General features: G+C 31.0%; 21 protein-coding genes. 13 read left to right on the forward strand and 8 right to left on the reverse strand.

All coding sequences use genetic code 11. The annotated features are described in order from the left end of the window. Position 1: 1 nt before the first annotated feature. Together OLM55_RS01225 and radC are read right to left on the reverse strand one after the other, a co-directional pair. On the reverse strand, positions 2-634 hold the full coding sequence (locus OLM55_RS01225) for an ABC transporter ATP-binding protein (RefSeq protein WP_264559604.1): 633 nt from the start codon (positions 632-634) through the stop codon (positions 2-4). A gap of 66 nt (positions 635-700) precedes the next feature. Further along, positions 701-1,384, reverse strand: a complete 684-nt coding sequence (gene radC / locus OLM55_RS01230) for a RadC family protein (RefSeq protein WP_264559605.1) — start codon at positions 1,382-1,384, stop codon at positions 701-703. Between the two features lie 98 nt (positions 1,385-1,482). On the opposite strand from radC, the gene OLM55_RS01235 reads away from it, so the two are divergent. Further along, on the forward strand, positions 1,483-2,154 hold the full coding sequence (locus OLM55_RS01235) for a DUF1287 domain-containing protein (protein WP_264559606.1): 672 nt from the start codon (positions 1,483-1,485) through the stop codon (positions 2,152-2,154). A 33-nt stretch (positions 2,155-2,187) separates the two neighbouring features. Here OLM55_RS01235 and OLM55_RS01240 read toward each other — a convergent pair whose 3' ends face one another. From OLM55_RS01240 to OLM55_RS01250, 3 genes are all read right to left on the reverse strand, one after another. Further along, positions 2,188-2,493 carry a GIY-YIG nuclease family protein gene (locus OLM55_RS01240; RefSeq protein WP_264559607.1) on the reverse strand — a complete coding sequence of 102 codons (306 nt, stop codon included), beginning with the start codon at positions 2,491-2,493 and terminating at the stop codon, positions 2,188-2,190. Positions 2,494-2,528: 35 nt separating this feature from the next. Further along, a complete protein-coding gene (locus OLM55_RS01245) occupies positions 2,529-3,884 on the reverse strand; it encodes a UDP-N-acetylmuramate--L-alanine ligase (RefSeq protein ID WP_264559608.1) in 1,356 nt (451 codons plus the stop codon). A gap of 69 nt (positions 3,885-3,953) precedes the next feature. After that, positions 3,954-4,637, reverse strand: a complete 684-nt coding sequence (locus tag OLM55_RS01250) for a tetratricopeptide repeat protein (RefSeq protein ID WP_264559609.1) — start codon at positions 4,635-4,637, stop codon at positions 3,954-3,956. 198 nt (positions 4,638-4,835) lie between these two features. On the opposite strand from OLM55_RS01250, the gene OLM55_RS01255 reads away from it, so the two are divergent. Beyond that, the gene (locus OLM55_RS01255; protein ID WP_264559610.1) at positions 4,836-5,624 is read left to right on the forward strand and encodes a hypothetical protein; all 789 of its coding nucleotides are present in this window, start codon (positions 4,836-4,838) and stop codon (positions 5,622-5,624) included. Between the two features lie 69 nt (positions 5,625-5,693). Here the strand turns inward: OLM55_RS01255 and obgE are convergent, their stop codons facing one another. After that, the gene (obgE, locus tag OLM55_RS01260; protein WP_264559611.1) at positions 5,694-6,695 is read right to left on the reverse strand and encodes a GTPase ObgE; all 1,002 of its coding nucleotides are present in this window, start codon (positions 6,693-6,695) and stop codon (positions 5,694-5,696) included. A 226-nt stretch (positions 6,696-6,921) separates the two neighbouring features. Continuing rightward, complete coding sequence (locus tag OLM55_RS01265; protein ID WP_264559612.1) at positions 6,922-8,040, reverse strand: adenylate kinase; 1,119 nt, start codon at positions 8,038-8,040, stop codon at positions 6,922-6,924. Between the two features lie 99 nt (positions 8,041-8,139). On the opposite strand from OLM55_RS01265, the gene OLM55_RS01270 reads away from it, so the two are divergent. The 9 genes from OLM55_RS01270 to OLM55_RS01310 all read left to right on the forward strand — a co-directional run bounded on the left by OLM55_RS01270 (position 8,140) and on the right by OLM55_RS01310 (position 15,364). After that, entirely contained in the window at positions 8,140-8,682 is a 543-nt protein-coding gene (locus tag OLM55_RS01270) for a hypothetical protein (RefSeq protein WP_264559613.1), read from the forward strand. 42 nt (positions 8,683-8,724) lie between these two features. After that, positions 8,725-9,882, forward strand: coding sequence for a 5-(carboxyamino)imidazole ribonucleotide synthase (locus tag OLM55_RS01275; RefSeq protein ID WP_264560643.1), 1,158 nt, complete (start codon positions 8,725-8,727; stop codon positions 9,880-9,882). Between the two features lie 132 nt (positions 9,883-10,014). After that, positions 10,015-10,491, forward strand: a complete 477-nt coding sequence (purE, locus tag OLM55_RS01280; RefSeq protein WP_264559614.1) for a 5-(carboxyamino)imidazole ribonucleotide mutase — start codon at positions 10,015-10,017, stop codon at positions 10,489-10,491. A gap of 149 nt (positions 10,492-10,640) precedes the next feature. Next, positions 10,641-12,668: a M3 family metallopeptidase gene (locus tag OLM55_RS01285; RefSeq protein ID WP_264559615.1), complete on the forward strand. Its 2,028-nt coding sequence runs from the start codon at positions 10,641-10,643 to the stop codon at positions 12,666-12,668. A gap of 6 nt (positions 12,669-12,674) precedes the next feature. Continuing rightward, complete coding sequence (locus OLM55_RS01290; RefSeq protein ID WP_264559616.1) at positions 12,675-12,995, forward strand: hypothetical protein; 321 nt, start codon at positions 12,675-12,677, stop codon at positions 12,993-12,995. A gap of 95 nt (positions 12,996-13,090) precedes the next feature. Then, the gene (locus tag OLM55_RS01295; RefSeq protein WP_264559617.1) at positions 13,091-13,597 is read left to right on the forward strand and encodes a GbsR/MarR family transcriptional regulator; all 507 of its coding nucleotides are present in this window, start codon (positions 13,091-13,093) and stop codon (positions 13,595-13,597) included. Positions 13,598-13,654: 57 nt separating this feature from the next. Continuing rightward, positions 13,655-14,011 carry a hypothetical protein gene (locus OLM55_RS01300; protein ID WP_264559618.1) on the forward strand — a complete coding sequence of 119 codons (357 nt, stop codon included), beginning with the start codon at positions 13,655-13,657 and terminating at the stop codon, positions 14,009-14,011. Further along, positions 13,998-14,912: a TIGR01777 family oxidoreductase gene (locus tag OLM55_RS01305; RefSeq protein ID WP_264559619.1), complete on the forward strand. Its 915-nt coding sequence runs from the start codon at positions 13,998-14,000 to the stop codon at positions 14,910-14,912. Before OLM55_RS01300 ends, OLM55_RS01305 begins: the two co-directional genes overlap by 14 nt. Next, on the forward strand, positions 14,909-15,364 hold the full coding sequence (locus tag OLM55_RS01310) for an SRPBCC family protein (protein ID WP_264559620.1): 456 nt from the start codon (positions 14,909-14,911) through the stop codon (positions 15,362-15,364). Before OLM55_RS01305 ends, OLM55_RS01310 begins: the two co-directional genes overlap by 4 nt. On the opposite strand, the gene OLM55_RS01315 is transcribed toward OLM55_RS01310, so the two are convergent. Then, positions 15,335-16,159 carry a hypothetical protein gene (locus OLM55_RS01315; protein ID WP_264559621.1) on the reverse strand — a complete coding sequence of 275 codons (825 nt, stop codon included), beginning with the start codon at positions 16,157-16,159 and terminating at the stop codon, positions 15,335-15,337. The two genes, OLM55_RS01310 and OLM55_RS01315, sit on opposite strands and share 30 nt — an antisense overlap. A 147-nt stretch (positions 16,160-16,306) precedes the next feature. Between OLM55_RS01315 and gcvP the strand changes: the two genes are divergently transcribed. Together gcvP and OLM55_RS01325 are read left to right on the forward strand one after the other, a co-directional pair. Then, positions 16,307-19,150 (forward strand): aminomethyl-transferring glycine dehydrogenase, encoded by a 2,844-nt coding sequence (gene gcvP, locus OLM55_RS01320; protein WP_264559622.1) that lies wholly within the window; start codon positions 16,307-16,309, stop codon positions 19,148-19,150. A 78-nt stretch (positions 19,151-19,228) separates the two neighbouring features. Further along, the gene (locus OLM55_RS01325; protein WP_264559623.1) at positions 19,229-19,651 is read left to right on the forward strand and encodes a group III truncated hemoglobin; all 423 of its coding nucleotides are present in this window, start codon (positions 19,229-19,231) and stop codon (positions 19,649-19,651) included. Positions 19,652-19,671: the final 20 nt, after the last annotated feature.

A 19,671-nucleotide genomic window follows, 5' to 3' on the forward strand; every position in this document is an offset into this window, starting at 1 on the left:
CTTACACTAACGTTAATTGGTTAATAAATTTCTCTTTAATTCTACTATCATGCGTTACAATAATAAGCGCAGCTTTATATTCTTTAGATAAACTTGTCAGCAATTCAATTACTTTTTCAGCGTTTTTATCATCTAAACTCGATGTAGGCTCATCTGCTAAAAGCACTTTTGGTTCATTCATTAAGGCTCTTGCAATAGAAACACGTTGTTGCTGACCAATACTCAATTGACTTGGTAATTTATGTGCTTGCTTTTCAATATCTAATTCAACTAAAAGTTTTTTAGCCCTTGTAGTATTTTTATTCCCATTAGCCAACCAACTAGCCATTTCTAAATTCTCTAAAACCGTTAAAGAAGAAATAAAATAAGACTTTTGGAAAACCAAACCAATATTCTGACCTCTAAATTTATCGTTTTCTCTTTCATTCAAGGAAACAATATCCGTTCCATCAATTAAGATTTTACCTGTTGTTGGTTTCAATAAACCTGCTAGAATATGTAAATAGGTTGTTTTACCTTTACCAGAATCGCCAGTAATTAAGATGGTACTTCCTTCAGAACAATACAAATTAGGCAAAATAAAAGATTGCTCTTTATTGTATGAAAAAGTAATATTTTCGGCACTTATAATCATTTGATAAGCTAATTTATAATAAGTTGCAATATAAGGAATTGAAAAGAGATTATTTCTTAAACTTTTCTAAAAAATTCCTTCATCTGCAAAACTAAAATAACTGTGTTCGGTAATTATTACATGGTCTAAAATTTGAATGTCCAAACTCCTACCTGCTTCTTTTAATTTCTTAGTAATTTGAATATCTGCACCACTAGCTTGTAATTTTCCAGAAGGATGATTATGCGATAAAATAATAGAAGTTGCATTATGCTCTAAAGCCATTTTGAATACAATTCGAGTATCGACAAGCGTTCCAGTCAAACCACCTTTACTTATTTGCGATTTGTAAATTACTTTGTTGGAATTATTAAGGTACAAGACCCAAAACTCTTCGTGAGGCAATTCACCAATAATAGGTTGCATAATTTCAAAAACTGCTTTACTTGAAGTAATTTTAGATAACTCAACCGTTTCTTCAACTCTTCGTCTTCTTCCTAACTCTAAAGCTGCAGCAATAGAAATAGCTTTTGCTTCTCCAATTCCTTTGAACTGAATTAATTGTTGAACCGTAAGTTTACCAAGAAGATTTAGGTTGTTATTTGTAGAAGCTAAAATGCGTTGGCAAAGTTGCACGGCACTTTCGTTTCTTGACCCAGAACCTATAAGAATAGCAAGTAATTCTGAATCAGATAAAGAAGCTCTTCCTTTTAGAAGGAATTTCTCACGTGGTCGATCATCCTCGGCCCACTGATTAATTGGCGTATACATAAAAATTTATTTTGGCGTTTATAAGAACAAAGTAAATTCTTTTTTTAATACGTTCAAAATAAATGCATTGAAAAATACGTTTAGAAAAGAAACACTATATGAAAATGCATTTTGCCTTTCTTTTTATTCCGATTTTATTTTGTTGCCAAAAAGAGCAATCACTACCTACTGATATAAATAATGTAACAATTAACAATATTACAGGAACAGAGCAAAGAATTAAACCAATTGAAAATCCAATTGACTTTTATCAAAAACTTTCTAATGCAGCAATATCTATTATTGACCCTGAAATAGTTTACACGCCAGCTTATGTTGTCATAAAATATCCAAATGGAGACGTTCCTCCAAAAACAGGGGTTTGCACTGATGTTATTATTCGTGCATATAGAAAACTTGATATTGATTTACAAAAAGAAGTGCATGAAGATATGAAGGCAAATTTTTCAAAATATCATAACTTAAAAAAATGGGGATTAAAAACTACTGATAAAAATATTGATCACAGAAGAGTCCCAAATTTGGAAGTTTTTTTCGAACGAAAAGGAGAGAAATTGCCTATAACAGACAATCCAGATGATTACAAAACAGGTGAGATTGTTTCTTGGCTTTTAACAGGTGATGCAATTCCTCATATTGGAATTATTACGAATTTAAAATCTAAAGACGGAAAAAGACCAATGATTGTTCACAATATAGGTAGCGGACAAGTTTTAGAAGATTGTTTACTGAATTGGAAAATTGTGGGGCATTTTAGGTATGGTGAATAATCTAGACACAGTCATTGCGAGGCACGAAGCAATCTAAATAATCATAACATCTTTAATATCTTCAAACAAATCATCCCAATTGGGGTTCATTTTTTCAATTAATTCTATTTTAGCTTTTCTTGAACCACCTTTTAATTGTTTTTCCCTAGAAATGGCATCACCAATCATTTGGAATTGCTCATAATAAACTAGTTTATTTAAATTATATCTAGCAGAAAATGAGTTTTGAAATCTTTTCTCTCTGTGTTCTATAATTCTATTTGGTAAATTAGAAGTTACACCAATATACAATGTTGTATTGGAATGATTTGTAATAATATAAACAAAACCTGGCTTCATTTTTTAGATTGCTTCGTTCCTCGCAATGACGCTGATTACTCAATCAACGTTTTTACCTCATCAAAATTCAACCCGCCATAATTTCCAGAACTCATTAAAAGCAAAGCTGAATTATCAAAGTTTTGAGCAAATAAGAAATCTTTAAATTCTGTTGGATTGGTGTAAATAATTAAATCGTCTCGTTTAAAAGACTGTGCAATTTGGTCGTAGGTTACTTCTTCTAATTGTTTAATTTTCACAGCATCTGGCGAATAAAAAACAACGGCGACGTCTGCCGATTCTAAAGCGCCTTCGTATTCTTTTAAAAATTCAGCATTTAAACTAGAATACGTGTGTAATTCTAAACAAGCGATTAATTTTCTGTCTGGATATTGATTTTTAACCGCTTTTGTAGTGGCTGCAACTTTACTTGGCGAATGTGCAAAATCTTTGTAAGCAACTTTACTATTTCCTTCTGCAATTTTTTCTAAACGTTTGCTTGCACCTTTAAAAGTTGCAATTGCTTCATAGAAATCAGCTTCGTCAATTCCCATATTTTGGCAAATCCATTTGGCACCAGCTAAATTATTTAAATTATGCGCTCCAAAAACTTCAATAGGCATTGGTCCGTCTGGAGTTTCTAATAATGTAATTCCATTTTCTACCGAATATTCTGGAGTTAAATATGGAATTCTTCTAATTTGGTTTTCGGTTTCTTCGGCTACTTGTTTTACAGTTACATCTTCTTCATTATAAACTAAAATTCCACCTTTTGTAATTTGATTGGTAAAAATTCGAAATTGTTCTACATAATTTTCAAATGTTGGAAACACATTTATATGATCCCAAGCAATTCCTGATAGCAAGGCAATATTTGGTTGATATAAGTGAAATTTCGGTCGTAAATCCATTGGTGAAGACAAATATTCATCACCTTCTAAAACAATAAAATCGTTATCTTCTGTAAGGTGAACCATCGTATCAAAACCTTCAAGTTGTGCGCCAACCATATAATCGACCTCAACATTATGATAATGCATTACGTGTAAAATCATTGAAGTAATTGTTGTTTTTCCGTGAGAACCACCAATTACCACTCTGGTTTTATCTTTCGATTGTTCGTATAAAAACTCTGGATACGAATAAATTTTCAAGCCTAATTCTTGTGCTTTTAATAATTCTGGATTATCTGCTTTTGCGTGCATTCCTAGAATAATTGCATCAATATCGGTAGTGATTTTCTCTGTAAACCAACCCATTTCATTTGGCAACAATCCTTTTTTCTCTAAACGTGATTTTGAAGGTTCAAAAATAGCGTCGTCACTACCTGTAACTTTATATCCTTTATCATGTAATGCCAATGCTAAATTGTGCATTGCTGCTCCGCCGATGGCTATGAAATGTGTTCTCATTTTTTTATTTTAAAAGTTGATTTGTGAATTTGATTATTCGATTAACCGATATAACTATTCAACAAAAACTTATTTTTCAAACAATTCTTTTAACTTATTTGCTTTTGCTTTTTCCTTTAATTTATTCAAATACAAATCATATAGTTTTTCAAAAGTAGTTTTTGAATTCCCAATGATATGCGCATTTTTATAATTAATTTCAGCATTTTTATATCGTTTAAAATAAACATCGATATATCCTTTTGCTAAATATCCGTCTACTTTTGAAAGTTGCATTAATTCATTAGCATATACTTGCGCTTTTGTTTCACTTCCTCCTATTATTGCAGGAATTTCAATATAAAAAATTACTAAAGCCCAACGAGATTCAATATGCTTTTTATCTAATTTTGTCGCTATTAAAAAAGCATCCTCGACATCATCAATCATCCCTAATGCGGCAAACTTATTACTTTCTTTCGCTTTCATTCCTAATGCTCCACCATACTTATAATGATAGTTTGCATTTTGAGGGTTTTGCTGTTTGATCTTTTCGTAGCATTTAATAGCTTCAGCCCAATCTTTATTATGACCTGCAATATCACCTAAATACTCAATTGTTTTTAAGTTTAATGGAAATTGACTTAAATAATTATCGAAATGAATTTTTGCTTCATTATATTTTTTTTGAGCAAACAATTTCTCCCCTTTTTCAAAATTAGATTGAGAAAATAGGTTAGCAGAAATTAAAAACAAAAAAATGAAATATTTCAAAATGTAAAATTTGATTCAAAAATAAGAAAATGATTTTTAGTTGAGTTTGATTTTAACTAATTTAATTATAATAATATACTTTTAGTTTCAATAAGAAGAACTATCATTTCTTAAAAATAATAGATGAATTTAAGATATACTCATTTTTTTAATTATTTTTATCCCGTTTTGAAATTGTATTTAACTAAACTATAAAAAATGGAATCAGGAAAGAGTAATAAAAAAATTACAAAAATAGAAGGAGCTGACGAACAATCTACTGCATCAAGAGGTTTTGTTCCTACAGAAGAAAGCAAAGGAAAAGCTACTCAATTAAGAATGTTTGCAGCATTATCATGGCTTGGTGCTATTGGTGCGCAAATAGGAGCAATCATGCTTTTATTTAAACAACCTGTAAACATGACTTGGATCATAGCTTTAATTGTGGTTGATTTAGCATTAGCTATTTTAGGTTCTTACTTATGGAAAAAATCGAATAGATTAGATCCTGCCTCTGAAAAAAACAAGTTTATGTTTTTTATGCAAAGTCAATTAGGATTAGTAGTAGCTATAATTGCATTTTTACCATTAGTAATTTTTGTGTTTACGAGCAAGAATCTTGATGGAAAACAAAAAGGAATTATTGGAGGAATTGCAGCAGTTGCATTAGTTATTGCAGGAATTGCAGGAACAGATTTCAATCCGCCTTCAGTTGAACAATATACAGAGCAAACAGAGCAAGTTGAAGGGTTAAATAACGGGGTTAATCATGTATTTTGGACAAAATCTGGAAAAAGCTTTCATTTGTTTCAAGATTGTGGGTATATAAACTCTGACAGAACAACAGAGATTTTCCAAGGAACTGTTGCTCAGGCTAGAGAATTGAAAAACATTACCGATCTTTGTGATAGATGCGAGAAAAGAGCTGAAAAAAATAAAGCCGCTGAAAATCTTTTAGAAACTCCTGAAACAGAAGAAAGCGTTCTTGAAACAGAAGCTGCTGAATAAATTTAACTAAATCATATAAAAAAACCGACTAGCAAATCCTAGTCGGTTTTTTTATAAATATTTTTAAAACTATACATTTAGCATTTGCCAAAGTTTATCTTTTAATTCTACTAAACCTTGTTGAGCTACTGAAGAAATAAACATATATGGAACACCTTTTAGTTCTTTGTCTAAAACTTGTTTCATTTCTGTTTGAAGTTCTTCATCTAACATGTCCGATTTAGAAATTACTAAAAGTCTGTCTTTATCTAACATTTCTGGATTATATCGACGAAGTTCATCTAATAAAATCTCATATTCTTTCTTAATATCATCTGCATCTGCTGGAACTAAAAACAACAGTGTTGAATTACGTTCAATATGGCGTAAGAAATAATGTCCTAAACCTTTTCCTTCTGCTGCACCTTCAATAATTCCAGGAATATCTGCAATTACAAATGATTGAAAATCTCTATAAGCAACAATTCCTAAATTAGGTTTTAATGTTGTAAAAGGATAATCAGCAATTTTTGGCTTAGCCGAAGTTAAAACAGATAATAAAGTTGATTTTCCTGCATTTGGAAAACCTACTAAACCAACATCAGCTAAGACTTTTAACTCTAAGATAACATCTAGTTCTTCAGATGGCATTCCTGGTTGAGAATAACGAGGTGTTTGATTTGTAGCCGTTCTAAAATGCCAGTTCCCTAAACCTCCTTTACCTCCTCTTGCTAAAATTTTAGTTTCATCATGTTCTGTAATTTCAAACAGAACCTCTCCAGTTTCTTTATCTTTTATTACAGTTCCTAATGGAACCTCTAAATATTTGTCTTCACCATCATGACCAGTACTCCTAGAGCTTCCCCCATCACCACCATGACTACCTTTTAAATGTCTAACAAATTTTAAGTGAAATAATGTCCAAAGGTTTTTGTTTCCTTTTACATAAACATGTCCTCCACGTCCTCCATCACCACCATCTGGCCCACCTTTTTCAATAAATTTTTCTCTATGCAAATGCGTAGATCCTTTACCTCCTTTACCAGAAGCAACATATATTTTTACGTAGTCTACAAAATTCCCTTCTGTCATAACTTAATTAGTAATTAGCGATTAGTAATTAGTGATTAGCTAACTACTACTCTAAAAATATTTTTGCAAAGATAGTTTTTTTTTAGCCCTTATAGTAGTGGAAAGCTTTTTTGTGGTAAAAGACAAATTTTGCTCATAAAAAAAGAGCGACTAAAGAAGCTCTTTTTTTATGTTTAGCAAATGTTTTTTAGACAAAAAACTTGCAACGAATAGAAGGATTAGCTTCTTATAAATTGTCTATTACTTTACTTAATCTTTCTGTAATTTCTTCAATAGAACCTATACCGTTAACAGCATAAAATTTATTTTGATCTTTATAATAATCCATTAATGGAGCCGTTTTTTCGTTGTACTCTTGATATCTATTTCTAATTTTTTCAACATCTTGGTCGTCTGCCCTACCTGAAGTTTTTCCTCTTTCTAGCAAACGCTGAACTAAAATTTCATCATCTGCTTCTAATGCAACTGTTGCTGTTACATTCCATTCTTTCGTTTTCAAAAAAGCATCTAAAGCATCAGCTTGAGCAATTGTTCTAGGAAAACCGTCAAATAAAAATCCTTTCGAATCAAGATTCTTTTCAACTTCATCTTGTAACATTTTAATTGTTACTTCATCAGGCACTAGATCTCCTTTTTCAATATATGATTTAGCTAACTTTCCTAAATTGGTATCATTTTTCATGTTATATCTAAAGATATCACCTGTTGAAAGATGTGTTAAACTGTATTTTTGTTTTAAGAATTCTGCTTGAGTTCCTTTTCCAGCACCTGGCTTTCCAAATAAAACGATATTAATCATGTTGTTGTGTATATTTGTGTTAGCTAATTGATAAACGTTTTTTAAATTTCTACCTAATCCGTCATAATCCAATCCATATCCAACAATAAATTTATTTGGAATTCTTATACCAACATAGTCTAATTTAATGTCTTTTTTATAGGCTTCAGGTTTAAAAAATAAAGTTGCAATTTTAAAATGTTTTACTTTTTGTTCTTTAAATATGTTTTTTAATTCTTCAACTGTATTCCCAGTATCTACAATGTCCTCAACAACTATTACAGATCTTCCTTCTAAACTTTCATTTAATCCGATAAGTTGTTTTACATTATTAGTAGATTGTGTTCCTTCATATGAAGCTAATTTTACAAAGTTCACTTCACAAGGATGTTCATAATGTTTCATTAAATCAGCCATCACCATGAATGAACCGTTTAAAACACCTATAAAAACAGGGATTTCTTCACTAAAATCAGCTGCAATTAACTTTGCCATATTTTGAATAGCAAAATCTAACTCTTTTGCTTGTATAAAAGCTTCAAATTTTTTGTTGTGTAGTTGTATCAATTTTCAGTAGTTTTTAGGAATAAACAACAAATTTACTAAACTCGTAAGGATTTCAAATAAAGTATTTTATTTTTTTTGCAAATTTGGTATATTTACAAAATGACAACAGAAATGTTTACCAAAATTGATCAAAGTAATGCCAGTAAAAAATGCCGAATTATGGTGAGTAATTTTGCAATGAAAAGCGATGAAAATTTAGTTGAATTAACTACTACTGCTTTTGATATTTCGAATAAAAACCATGTGAAAGCTTTTTGGTCCTTAGAACTAGTTTGTGAAAAAAAACTTAAATTATTTACTCCTTATATTGACGAATTTTGTACAGTTTTATCAAAAATAAAAGACGACTCTGCTGTTAGGCCAGCAACTAAAATTTGTTGGTTTTTAGCTAAAAGCAATAAAAAAAACGGAATTTATTTATCAAAAGACCAAGAACACATTATTATAGAGAATTTAATTGACCGATTGATTCAAGATGAAAAAGTAGCAGCAAAAGTATATGCAATGAAAGCATTATTTGTTTTTGGAATAAAACATAACTGGATTTATGACGAATTAAAACCTATAATTACTCAAGATGCTTATCAACATACAGCTGCTTATCAATCTTGTGCTCGAAATATTTTGAAAAAGATAAATTAATTTTCAAAATGTTTATCTTTGCCTAAACACAACTACAACGAAATGAATTACTTTTCTTCTGATTTTAAATTAGGAATTTTAGGCGGAGGCCAATTAGGCAAAATGCTTTTAACCGAAACTAGAAAATTTGACGTTCAAACTTTAGTATTAGACCCAAGTGAAGAAGCACCATCTCGTTTTGGTTGTAACGCTTTTTACAAAGGAAGTTTAATGGATTATGATACTGTTTATCAATTTGGAAAAATGGTAAACGTACTTACAATTGAAATTGAAAACGTTAATTTAGACGCATTAGACAAACTTGAAGAAGAAGGACTACCTGTTTTTCCATCACCAAAAACGTTGCGTTTAATACAAAACAAAGGAAAGCAAAAAGATTATTATGTAGCCAATGGAATTCCAACTTCTAAACATTTACGTTTTGTAGGCTTAGATGATTTAAGAGAAAGTTTAGCAAAGGATAAATTAGATTTCCCTTTTGTATGGAAAAGCGCACAATTTGGTTATGATGGGAACGGCGTAAAAATTTGCCGTTCTGCTTTAGATTTAGTCAAACTTCCAGATGTTGAATGTATTGCTGAAGAATTGATACCTTTTAAAAATGAGTTAGCTGTTATTGTTTCTCGTTCTACAAATGGAGAAATAAAAACATATCCTGTTGTAGAAATGGAGTTTCATCCAGAAGCCAATCAAGTGGAATACGTAATTTGTCCAGCACGAATTGAAGATTCAGTTGCATTGAAGGCGCAAGAAATTGCATTAAAAGTTTCAGAAGCGTTTAACCATGTAGGTTTATTAGCTGTAGAAATGTTTCAAACTGAGAATGATGAAATTTTGGTAAACGAAGTGGCTCCAAGACCACATAATTCTGGACATTATTCAATTGAAGCCAGTTATACTTCTCAATTTGAAAATCATATTCGTGCAATTTTAGGTTTACCTTTAGGAAATACAAGTAGTAAAGTTGCGGGTATTATGGTAAATTTAGTTGGCGAAGAAGGTTTTACAGGGCAAGTAGTTTACGAAAACATAGAAAAAATAATTGCTATTGACGGTGTCACTCCACATATTTATGGAAAAAGAGAAACGCGACCGTTTAGAAAAATGGGACATGTTACTATTGTAAACCCTGATATGGAACAAGCAAGAAAAGTTGCTGAAGTAGTGAAGAATACAATCAAAGTAATTAGTGTTCAGTAAATAGTTTTCAGAAAACAGAAGAAAGTTTTGCTTATAAACACAAACTTGTCTTTCTGACGAAGGAAGAATCTCATAAATTAAGATTATAGTTTTTTATATTTTCAATTTAAATAAACGATTAAACAACAAAAAATGAAAGTAGCCGTAATAATGGGAAGTATTTCAGACATGCCAGTTATGAAAGACGCCATAGACATATTAAAAGGATTTGACATTGAGGTAGAAGTAGATATTGTATCTGCTCACAGAACGCCTGAAAAATTATTTGACTTTAGTCAAAATGCACACACAAGAGGAATTTCAGTAGTAATTGCTGGAGCAGGTGGTGCAGCACATTTACCAGGAATGGTAGCATCGATGAGCCCGTTACCCGTAATTGGTGTTCCGGTAAAATCAAGTAATTCTATTGATGGTTGGGATTCTGTTTTATCAATCTTACAAATGCCAGGTGGAGTTCCTGTTGCAACTGTTGCATTAAACGGAGCTAAAAACGCAGGAATTTTAGCCGCTCAAATCATTGGAAGTCACGACAAATGTGTGTTGGATAAAATTGTTCTTTACAAACAAGGATTAAAAGAAGCAGTTATAAAAGCTTCGGAAAGTTTATAAAAAAATGAAGCTCCATCCCTGGAGCTTCTGAAAATCTATTCACATTTAAGTGACAACTATAAAAAAAATTCTTGTTTGGGACAAAAAGGTCTCTTTCATCATCATTTCGTCGACAAAAATATACACTTTATCGATAATTACAAAATATTATGACAATTTTTTTAGAAAAATTCAACACAAAACACAATTCTGCACCTTTTAACAAGATTAATCTTTCAGATTATAAACCTGCTTTTGAAGAATGTATCGAAAAAGCAAAAGCAGAAATAGATGCAGTCATTCAAAATACTGAAAATCCAACTTTTGAGAACACTATAGAAGCACTTGATTTTGCAGGTGAAAATCTAGACCGTTTATCAAGTATTTTCTTTAATCTTAATTCAGCAGAAACTTCTGAAGAAATGCAAAAAATTGCACAAGAAGTTTCTCCTCTATTAACTGCTTTTAGTAATGATATTACATTAAATGAAGATTTGTTTAAAAAAGTAAAAGCCGTTTACGATCAAAAAGATAGTTTGACTTTAACAACAGAACAGGCTACTTTATTGGATAAAAAATACAAAGGTTTTGCAAGAAATGGCGCTTTACTTTCTGAAGATAAAAAAATGCGTCTTCGTGAAATTGATAAAGATTTAGCTAAATTAAAACTTACTTTTGGCGAAAATGTACTCGCTGAAACAAATAACTATCAACTTCACTTAACCAATGAATCAGATTTAAGTGGTTTACCCGAAGGAACTATTGAAGCAGCAAGAACCTTAGCAAAAAGTAAAGAACTAGAAGGTTGGATTTTTACTTTAGATTATCCTAGTTATATTCCTTTTATGACCTATGCAGATAAACGCGAATTACGTAAAGAATTAGCCATAGCTGCTGGAAAAAAAGCCTTTCAAAATAATGAATTTGATAATCAAGAAAATGTTTTAAAAATTGCCAAATTGCGTCATGAAAGAGCAAATTTATTAGGTTATGCAACACATTCTCATTTTGTTTTAGAAGAACGAATGGCGCAAAATCCAGAGAAAGTAAAGTCGTTCTTAAATGATTTATTAGAAAAAGCTAAACCTGCAGCTGAAAGAGAATTTTCAGAATTAACTGATTTTGCAAAACAATTAGACGGAATTGAAGTTTTAGAAAAATGGGATGGCGCTTATTATTCAGAAAAACTAAAACAAAAATTATTTAGTTTAGATGATGAAAAATTAAAACCTTATTTCAAACTAGAAAATGTTTTAAACGGCGCTTTTACAATTGCTGAAAAATTATACGGAATTACATTTAAAGAAGTTTTTGACATTGACAAATACCACGATGATGTTCAAACTTTTGAAGTTTTAGATTTTGAAGGAAATCTTGTTGCATTATTCTATACCGACTTTTTCCCTAGAAAAGGAAAACGAAACGGAGCTTGGATGACTTCCTTTAAACCTCAATTTATCAAAAATGGAGTAAACGAAAGACCACATATTTCTAACGTCTGTAATTTTACACCGCCAACAGAAAGCAAACCTTCACTCCTAACCTTTAATGAAGTTACTACTTTATTTCACGAATTTGGCCATGGTTTACACGGAATGTTAGCCAATACAACTTATCCAAGTTTATCAGGAACTTCAGTATATTGGGACTTTGTAGAATTACCAAGTCAGGTTATGGAAAACTGGTGTTATGAACCCGAAGCTTTAGCATTATTTGCAAAACATTATCAGACAGGAGAAATTATTCCACAAGAATATGTAGAAAAAATAAAAGAAAGTGCTAGCTTTTTAGAAGGAATTGCAACTATGCGTCAAATTAGTTTTGGTTTATTGGACATGGCTTACCATAGTAATGACCCAAAAGATATAACTTCTGTAAAAGAATTTGAAGAAGCTGCTTTTGAAAACACAAAATTGTATCCAGATGTTGCTGAAAACTGTATGAGCGTTTCGTTTTCGCATATTTTTCAAGGCGGATATTCTTCTGGATATTACAGTTATAAATGGGCTGAAGTTTTAGATGCAGATGCTTTTGCTTATTTTCAAGAAAAAGGAATTTTCAATAAAGAAGTGGCTACTAAGTTCAAAGAAAATGTACTTTCAAAAGGTGGAACTGAATTACCAATGGAATTGTACAAAAAATTTAGAGGTCAAGAACCAAAACCAGAGGCTTTGTTGAAAAGAGCTGGGTTGATTTAAATAAAAATGAGTCAGATATATTACAATCAAAAATTAATAAAATTAATTGAAAAGTTATTTATTAATGGAAAAGATGCGAGAGAAAAGTTAATAGAAAATGAAGATTTAATTCATACAGTGTATCTAGCATCAAACTCAAATGATTTGGACACAAAAACTAAAACTAGTTGGAATAAAATATGGAATGATTTAAACACTAGTAAGGAAATAATATTAACAAAAGACAGAACTATATCTTCATTTAGAAATACAGTTTCATCAAAAAGGAATAAAACTTTATCTAAGTATTTACAACTTATTTTTGAAGAATATTGTAAAATCATATAGATTTTAGAAACCGAAGAATTACTACTTCGGTTTCTTTACAAAACAAACTTTCATTTTTTTTTGAAACTTTAAAAACTTTTATATATCTTTGTGGTATGGAATTTAAAGAAGCAAAAAATAAATTCGTTCAAACATGGGGAGCATTGGGTAGCCAGTGGGGAATTAATAAAACCATGGCGCAAATTCATGCTTTATTAATGATTAGCAACGAAGCTATTTCTATGGAAGACATAATGGAAGAATTACAAATTTCTCGTGGAAATGCTTCTATGAATATTCGCGCATTAATGGATTGGGGAATTGTTTATAAAGAATACAAAGCAGGAGAACGAAGAGAATTTTTTACTGCTGAAAAAGATTTAGATGAATTAGCCGTAAAAATTTCAAAAGAAAGAAGCAAAAGAGAAATTAAACCAGCTTTGAAAGTTTTAAAAGAAGTTTCGTCAATTGAAGCTAATAAAACAGAAGAAGAAAGACATTTTGTAGAACAAACTTCTAAACTTTATGATTTTGTTTTAAAGGCAGATAATGTTTTAGACAAAATTACAGAATACAAAGACAATTGGTTAGCCAAACTGGTTGTAAAGATTATGAAGAAATAAACTAAAAAAATTTAACCTAAACTTTCATTTTTTTCTGAAAGTTCAAAAATAAAATATATGAAAATAGCACAAAAAATAAACAAAATTAGTTACATAGCAACTCTTTTTCTTTACCTAACAGTAATTTTTGGTTTATATGCACAGATTGCTTTAGGCGCAATACAAATACTAATTGCTTTATATATTAGTTTTAATATGAAATTCCTAACAAAGAAAATGAAATATCAAATAATTAATTATTGGATTTATGTAGCTCTTTATTCAGCTTTAGTAACAGCTTTTTTTAATGATTGGATTGACTTTAATGACAATAATTTACTTTTAATAATTACAATTATAATATTACCTATGAGTATTGCAACATATTTCACAATTACTTTAAATAAAATAGCAAAACAGAATGAAACAAAATAAATTAATCATAGCTGCTGGAACAGGATTTTTAGGACAGGTTTTAGTAAACCATTTCAAAAATAAATTTGAAGAAATTGTAATTCTTACCAGAGGAAAGTCAGAGACCAGAAACAATATTAAATATGTGCATTGGGATGCAAAAACATTAACTGGTTGGGAAACCGAATTAGAAAAAGCTGATGTTTTAATAAATCTTGCAGGAAAATCGGTTGATTGTCGTTATACTGATGAAAACAAGGCGGCCATTTTAGCTTCTCGAATAGACAGCACCGCAATTCTTAACCTAGCTGTACTAAGCTGTACGAATCCACCAAAACATTGGCTAAATTCATCCACAGCAACAATTTACAGACATTCAGAAGACAAACAAATGACAGAAGAAAACGGTGAAATTGGCGATGATTTTTCGATGAATGTTGCCAAAGCTTGGGAACAAACTTTCTTTGAAGTTCCAACCAAAAACACTTTAAAAACTGCATTGCGAACTTCAATAGTATTGGGTAAAAAAGGAGGTGCATTTATCCCTTTAAAAAGACTGACACAAATTGGATTTGGCGGAAAAAATGGAAGCGGAAATCAATTTGTCAGTTTCATCCATGAAGATGACTTTGCAAGAGCAATTGAGTTTATCGTAGAGAAAGAAATGATTGGAACTGTAAATGTAATTGCTCCAAATCCGGTTAGAAATAAAGATTTCATGAAACAATTGAGAAAAGAAATTGGTATTCCGTTCGGCATTCCATTATCAAAAACTTTATTAAAATTTGGGGCTAAAATCATAAAAACAGAACCCGAATTGGTTTTGAAAAGCAGAAATGTAATTCCCAAAAGATTATTGGATAACGGTTTTGAATTTAATCTTGGAACAATTGAAAAAACACTTAAAAATTTATTATCATGACAACTATCCATCTCATCACTAAAATAAATGCACCCATCGAAACTGTTTTTAATAACGCTAGAGACATTAGTGTTCATATTGAAACCGCAAGTAAAACAAATGAAAAGGCAATAGCAGGAATTACTTCTGGTTTAATTGAATTGAACGAAACAGAAACGTGGGAAGGAAAGCATTTTGGATTAATCTTACACCATCAAAGTAAAATTACTGAAATGAAATTCCCATATTATTTTACAGATGAGATGGTAGAAGGTTGTTTCAAAACATTTAAACACGAACACACTTTTACACACGAAAACGGAATTACTATAATGGAAGACAAATTAATGTACGAAACACCTTTTGGAATTTTCGGAAAACTATTTGACAAATTAGCCTTGAATAAATACTTAACAAACTTCCTTTTAGAAAGAAATCAAAGTTTAAAAATGCTGTCCGAAAACCAACAATAAAACCAACCAAAAGAAAGGCACACTTTCAACCCAAAACGAAGTATAGTATTTATTTCTATTTGAATTTGCAAAAAAAGTAAAAACAAATAAAATAAAAGAAACGAATAGTGAAACTACAAATTGATTACCATTAAAATTAGGTGTAAAAAACTCAAGTAACAAAAAAAACACAATTAACAAATAGTTAATAAGTTTAGTCTTTTGAATTCCAATTCGTTGAGGAATTGTCTTCAAAGGAATTGCATCAAACTGTAAATCAATTATTTCAAACAGTAACATCAGAATAAAAACAAACAAAAATCGCTGAAAACATTTAAAAGCAATTTGAAAAGAAAAGTCTAATTCTTTATTCACAACAGGCAACACAACTGTAACACCAACCCATGCAATTGCTACCAAATAAATTTTAATTCCACCCCAATTTCTCATATTTTCTCTTTTAGGAAATAAGGGAAGAGTATATAAAATTGTAATTAAAAGCACCAGTATGCCAATTGATTGTGTAAAAAAAGTAAGTTTTAAAAAATAAAATACAGAGGCAAAAAATGACACGACACTTAAAGCAATGATTAACTTAAATTTGGTTGTCAATTCTACTTTTTTAATTCTTGCTAGTTCATCATATTTTATAAAATTATAACCCACCACTGTTCCGTAAAAACCAAAATAAGCAACCGGTTCATCATAAGGAATGTTTAACTTAAAAAAAGTTACACGAATTAATGCATAAACCGCCAAAGCAACATGGAGACTACTTTCAATATAAAAATCAAGAATGTTTTTAAAAATTCGCATGAAACAAAAATAAGCAATGTGTTAATAAGAATGCTATTTAGTTCATAAAATCACAAAAAATAGCTTTCTAAATCAAAATTATTACGAGATTAATAATTACTTTTGCCAAACAAATACACAACTGAATAAACCTACAGCTATTTGATTATGAAAACAGATTCATTTGCCTTAAGACACTTAGGACCAAGAGAAAACGATTTGCCAAAAATGTTAGACACTATTGGTGTTGAAACATTAGATCAATTAATATTTGAAACAATTCCATCGGACATTCGCCTAAAAGAACCATTGGAATTAGAACATATCATGACTGAATATGAATATGCAAATCATATTCGTTTATTAGGAAGAACAAATAAAGTTTTTAAATCATATATTGGTCTAGGATATCACCCAACCATTGTTCCTCCTGCAATTCAAAGAAATATTTTTGAAAATCCAGGATGGTATACAGCTTATACACCTTATCAGGCAGAAATTGCTCAAGGTCGTTTAGAAGCTATCTTAAATTTCCAAACTACAGTTATCGAATTGACTGGAATGGAAATCGCAAATGCATCTTTATTAGACGAAAGTACTGCTGCTGCTGAAGCAATGGCTTTATTATTTGATGTTCGCTCACGTGACCAAAAGAAAAATAATGTGTGTAAATTCTTCGTTTCTGAAGAAATTTTGCCTCAAACTTTATCTGTATTGCAAACGCGTTCTACTCCAATTGGAGTGGAATTAGTTATTGGAAACCACCAAGAATTTGATTTTTCTAGTGACTTTTTTGGTGCAATTTTACAATACCCAGGAAAATATGGTCAAGTTTATGATTATGCTGATTTCATAAAAAAAGCCAATGAAAACGAAATAAAAGTAGCGGTTGCTGCTGATATTTTATCTTTAGTAAAATTAACGCCTCCAGGTGAAATGGGAGCTGATGTAGTAGTAGGAACAACTCAACGTTTCGGAATCCCAATGGGCTACGGCGGACCACACGCAGCTTATTTTGCTACAAAAGAAGAATACAAACGCTCGATGCCAGGAAGAATTATAGGAGTTTCGCAAGATGCTGATGGTAATCGTGCCTTACGTATGGCATTACAAACACGTGAACAACATATAAAACGTGAAAAAGCGACATCTAACATCTGTACAGCGCAAGTTTTATTGTCAGTTATGGCTGGAATGTTTGCGGTTTATCACGGACCAAATGGTTTACGATACATCGCAGATAAAGTTCACGGAATGGCTTCCACTTTAGCTGATGCTTTAAACAAATTAGGCGTTTATCAAACCAACACTTCCTTTTTCGATACAATAGTTGTAAAAGCGGATGCTAAAAAAGTAAAAGCTATTGCCGAAAGTAAAGAAGTAAATTTCTTCTACATTGATGATGAAACAATTTCAATTTCTTTAAACGAAACTATTTTATTTAGTGATGTTAATGAAGTAATTGCCATTTTCGCTGAAGCAGTTGGAAAAGAAGCTTTTGAAGTTTCTGAATATGTATTGGAAAACAATTATCCGATGCACTTAAACAGAAAATCGGAATTCTTAACGCATGAAGTATTCAACAAGTATCATTCTGAAACCAGTTTGATGCGTTATATCAAAAAATTAGAACGTAAAGATTTATCGTTAAATCATTCGATGATTGCTTTAGGTTCTTGTACTATGAAATTAAATGCAGCTGCTGAAATGTTACCTTTAAGCATGCCTTATTGGAACACCATTCACCCATTTGCTCCATTAGACCAAGTGCAAGGTTACACAAAAATGCTTAAGAAATTAGAACACCAATTAAATGTAATTACAGGTTTTGCAGGTACAACATTACAACCAAATTCTGGTGCTCAAGGTGAATATGCTGGTTTAATGGCTATTCGAGCTTATCACCAATCAAGAGGAGATGACCAAAGAACGGTTTGTTTAATTCCTGCTTCAGCTCACGGAACCAATCCAGCATCTGCAGCAATGGCAGGAATGAAAATCATCGTTACCAAAACTATGGAAAATGGTAATATCGATGTAGAAGATGTGAGAGAAAAAGCAATACAATATAAAGATGAATTATCATGTTTAATGGTAACTTATCCTTCTACTCATGGTGTTTTTGAAAGTGCTATTAGGGAAATCACTCAAATTATTCACGATAATGGTGGTTTAGTTTATATGGATGGTGCAAATATGAATGCACAAGTTGGATTAACAAATCCTGCTACAATTGGTGCTGATGTTTGTCACTTAAATCTACACAAAACATTTGCCATTCCTCACGGAGGTGGCGGGCCAGGTGTTGGGCCAATTTGTGTGAACGAAAAATTAGTTCCATTCTTACCAAGTAATCCATTAGTAAATGTTGGTGGAGAACAAGCAATTACTGCAATTTCTGGAGCTCCATACGGTTCGGCTTTAGTTTGCTTAATTTCTTATGGCTATATATGTATGTTAGGTGCAGAAGGAATTACAAATGCAACTAAATATGCAATTCTAAATGCAAACTATATGAAAGCACGTTTAGAAGAGCATTATCCAATTTTATATTCTGGTGAAAAAGGAAGAGCTGCTCACGAAATGATTTTAGACTGTAGAGCTTTCAAAGCGAAAGGAATCGAAGTTACTGATATCGCAAAACGTTTAATGGATTATGGGTTCCATGCTCCAACAGTTTCTTTCCCAGTAGCTGGAACTTTAATGGTTGAACCAACTGAGTCTGAAGATGTTTCTGAATTAGACAGATTTTGTGACGCTATGATTTCTATTCGTAAAGAAATTGAAGATGCAACTATTGAAGAACCAAATAACGTATTAAAAAATGCTCCTCATACATTAAATATGTTGACTGCAGATACTTGGACATTGCCATATTCAAGAGAAAAAGCCGCTTATCCGTTAGAATATGTAGCTGACAATAAATTTTGGCCAAGTGTTCGTCGAATAGATGAAACTTATGGAGATAGAAACTTAGTTTGTAGTTGCGCTCCTATTGAAGCATATATGTAAAATAAAATAATCATCCGTGATTAGAATATAGAAAAGGTTTCAAATTTATTTTTGAAACCTTTTTCTTTTTTATGATAAATGTCAGACAATAGAAGTGCAAGAATACTAACTTTGTCTAAAATTAAAAAAATGAATGATATTGAAACTAGAGATGACATTCTTTTAATCATGAAAGAATTTTACGAGAAACTTCTAAAAGACGACACAATTAGTTTTTACTTTACAAAAATTACTGATACTGATAAAAATTTAGAACATCATTTTGAAATTTTGGCTACTTTTTGGGAACAATCTTTATTTATGAAAGGTGGTTATAGCAATAATATGTTTCAAATTCATAAAGATTTACATGAAAAACAAGCTTTAAAAAAAGAACATTTTGACACTTGGCTGGAACACCTTTATACTACAATCAATTCGCACTTTGAAGGTAAATATGCTGAACAAATGAAAACCAATGCTTTAAGCATGGCAACGGTAATGCAAATTAAATTTCAATAAAAGCATTAAAGATTGCGTTA

This window comes from Flavobacterium sp. N2270 (genome assembly GCF_025947225.1).
Lineage (GTDB): Bacteria > Bacteroidota > Bacteroidia > Flavobacteriales > Flavobacteriaceae > Flavobacterium.